Consider the following 2968-nt stretch of genomic DNA (forward strand, 5'->3'; position numbering starts at 1 on the left):
CGACCCGTCAGCTAGAAGAACGCCGGACCCAAACACCGTTTCTGAGACACTCCCGTGACCTCCGCCGTCGTCCTTTGAGTTCCTGGGGAAGGCGGCCCGGGTAATGAGGAAGCTGGCGCGGATACTGGGGAACCCGGCGCAGGTCCCGGGGAAGCCGATGGTGGAGCTGGGGAAGCCGAGCGGAAGTTGGGGAGGCTGGCGGTGGAGTCGGGGAACCCGGCGCAGGTCCCGGCAGATCGCCGGTCAGAGGGCCGCGCGCGTCAAAGTCCCGTCCACTCGGCGGAGGATCCCCAGCGGGTTCTCGTCTCGGAGTGCCGCCGGAAGGACTCCTTGGGGCGCGTCCTGGAAGGTCACGGGCCGCTGGAACCGGCGCACCGCCGTCGCCCCCACCGAAGTGTGGAGCGCCGACGTCGTGGCCGGCCACGGCCCGCCGTGGTGCTGCGACCATGTGACCGCGACCCCCGTCGGCCACCCGCCGAAGAGGACGCGGCCAGCATGCTCAGCCAGACGGTCGGCGAGCGCGGCGACGTCCTCGCCCGCCTCTGCGTGAAGCGTCGCCGTGAGCGATCCGCCGACTGCGTCGAGAACTGCGTCGCGCTCGGCCTCGTCGCGGTACCGGACAAGGAGCGTCGCGGGCCCGAAGCACTCCTCGAGGAGAACGTCGGGGCGTTCGACGACGCGCGCGGCGTCGACGGCCAGCACCACAGGGCTCGCGGACCCGTCGCTGGCTTCCTGGGCAGCCTCCCCCAGCACCACGGCGGCGCCACCCTCGGCGACGAGCCGCTGCACTCCTTGGGGGAACGCTGCGGCGATGCGCGCCGTGAGCATCGGACCGCCGTCGTGCGCTGACGCCTCGGCGGCGAGGGCGGACTCGAAACCGGATCCGGCAGGGACGAGCACGACGCCCGGCTTGGTGCAGAACTGGCCCACGCCCAGGGTGAACGAGCCGGCAAGTCCCGCCGCAAGTTCGGCCGTGCGAGCCAGTGCAGCGGCGGGGGTGATGACGACGGGATTGATCGATCCGAGTTCGCCGTAGAACGGGATCGGCTCGGGCCTCGAGCTCGCAAGGTCGAACAGGGCCCGGCCTCCGGAAAGGGAGCCCGTGAATCCCACGGCCTTGATGCCGGGAGCCTGGACCAAGGCCTGGCCCGCCTCACGCCCCAAGACCAAACCGAAGATCCCGGCCGGGGCGCCTGCGCGAGAAAGCGCTTCCGCGACGAGGCGCGCGGTTCGCACCGAAAGCTCCGGATGCCCAGAATGGCCCTTCACGACGACGGGACAGCCCACGGCGAGCGCACTGGCCGTGTCGCCCCCCGCAACCGAGAACGCGAAGGGGAAGTTGCTCGCGGAGAAGACGGCGACGGGTCCGAGGGGTCTGAGGATCCGGCGCAGGTCGGGCTGGGGCGGGGTCGCCTCGGGTCGCGCGCGGTCGATGATCGCTTCGAGGTACGCGCCGTCGCGGACGACGGCGGCAAAGAGCCGCAGCTGGCCCGTGGTCCGCGCGACCTCGCCGGTGAGGCGCGGGATCGGGAGGTGGCTCTCTCGGGAAGCGATTTCTACCAGTTCGTCCCGCGCGTCGTCGAGGGCGTCGGCGACCGCCTCGAGCCAGCGGGCGCGATCGGCATCGTTTGCCGAGGCGCTCGCGGCGGACGCGCCCTGGGCAGCATCCACGGCAGCGGCCACGAGCTCGGGCGCGCTGTCCTCTACACGGGCGGGGACGACAGCTTCGGTGGGGATGGTGGTCATAGCTTCTCCTGACGGCGCACAAAGGTTGGAAGGTCCGCGAATTCGAGCCCTAGCCCGGGCGCGTTCTCGATGATCACCTGGGCGCCCTTGCGGCGCACGGGCGAGGGCGTGGCGAGGACACCGAGGGTCTCGAAGGCAGTGTCCTCGACCTCCTCGACTTCCGTCTGTCCGGGAAGGGTCGCGGCCAGTTGGGCCGAGAGGTCGGTGAGGAGGTGCGGAGCAAGTCCGGTGGACCCGCTCAGGGCGAGGGCGGCGATGCGGCGGAAGGGCGTGATGCCCCCGACCCGCACGATGTTGGGCTGGATGATGTCGCACGCGCCGGCCGCGATGTACTCGCGGAACCGCTGGAGCGTGTGCAGGTTCTCGCCGACGGCAAGGGGGACCCGGGAACTCCGCCGCAACTGGACGTGGCCTTCGAGGTCCTCGGCCCGAAGCGGTTCCTCGAGCCAATGGGGGTCGAAGCGTTCAAGGGCTCTCGCGGCGCGCCGAGCGGTCGGCAGGTCCCACCGCTGGTTGGCGTCCACCATGAGCCGGCGGCGCGGCCCGATCAGTTCGCGCACCGCGGCTACCCGCTCTATGTCTTCCGCGAGCTCGGGCCGGCCGACCTTGATCTTGACGCCTCCGTACCCGGCGTCGATCCATCGGCGCACCTGATCGAGCAGTTCATCGAGCGGGTAGTGGAGGTTGACCCCGCTTCCGTAGGCCGGAAGGACCGAACGACGGCGGCCGAGCAGGTCGACGACGGACGTGCCCAGCCGCTTCCCCAAGAGGTCCCACAGCGCGAGGTCGAGGCCAGCGAGAGCGATCGTCGTCAGCCCTCCGCCCCCGGCTTCGTGGAGGTGGCCCCATAGTCTGTCCCAGACTGCCTCGGGATGGGTCGGCCCGTTGAGGGCCTGGGGAGCGATATCGTGGTGGAGCAGGCTCTCCACCGCCCGCGCGCCGACCGTGGGAGTCCAGCTGAAACCGGTTCCCATTGCTCCGTCCGAATCCGCGACCTCGACGACGACGAAGTGCACCTCGGGCACGTCAGGTCCCCAGGGCCGCGGAAGCCGGGGGGTCAAAACGCGAGTTGCGACCGAGGCGAGCACCGGCTCGGATGCGCTGCTCACCGAACTGCCAGCTCGTCGTCGTCGGTCCGGTCCGCCCGGGACCCAGCGACGGCGTCCCCAGCGACGGCGTCCCCAGCGAGTTCGCGCCCCACGGCGAGGATCCGCTCGAGCTC

General features: G+C 71.0%; 2 protein-coding genes. Both read right to left on the reverse strand.

Translation table 11 applies throughout. From position 1 onward, the window contains the following. Positions 1 to 243 precede the first annotated feature (243 nt). Positions 244 to 1746: an aldehyde dehydrogenase (NADP(+)) gene (locus V7053_RS18530; RefSeq protein WP_334173727.1), complete on the reverse strand. Its 1503-nt coding sequence runs from the start codon at positions 1744 to 1746 to the stop codon at positions 244 to 246. Continuing rightward, the gene (locus V7053_RS18535) at positions 1743 to 2771 is read right to left on the reverse strand and encodes a mandelate racemase/muconate lactonizing enzyme family protein (protein ID WP_334173728.1); all 1029 of its coding nucleotides are present in this window, start codon (positions 2769 to 2771) and stop codon (positions 1743 to 1745) included. The genes V7053_RS18530 and V7053_RS18535 overlap by 4 nt, the downstream gene beginning before the upstream one ends. Positions 2772 to 2968 lie beyond the last annotated feature (197 nt).

The organism is Sinomonas sp., assembly GCF_036848755.1.
Lineage (GTDB): Bacteria > Actinomycetota > Actinomycetes > Actinomycetales > Micrococcaceae > Sinomonas.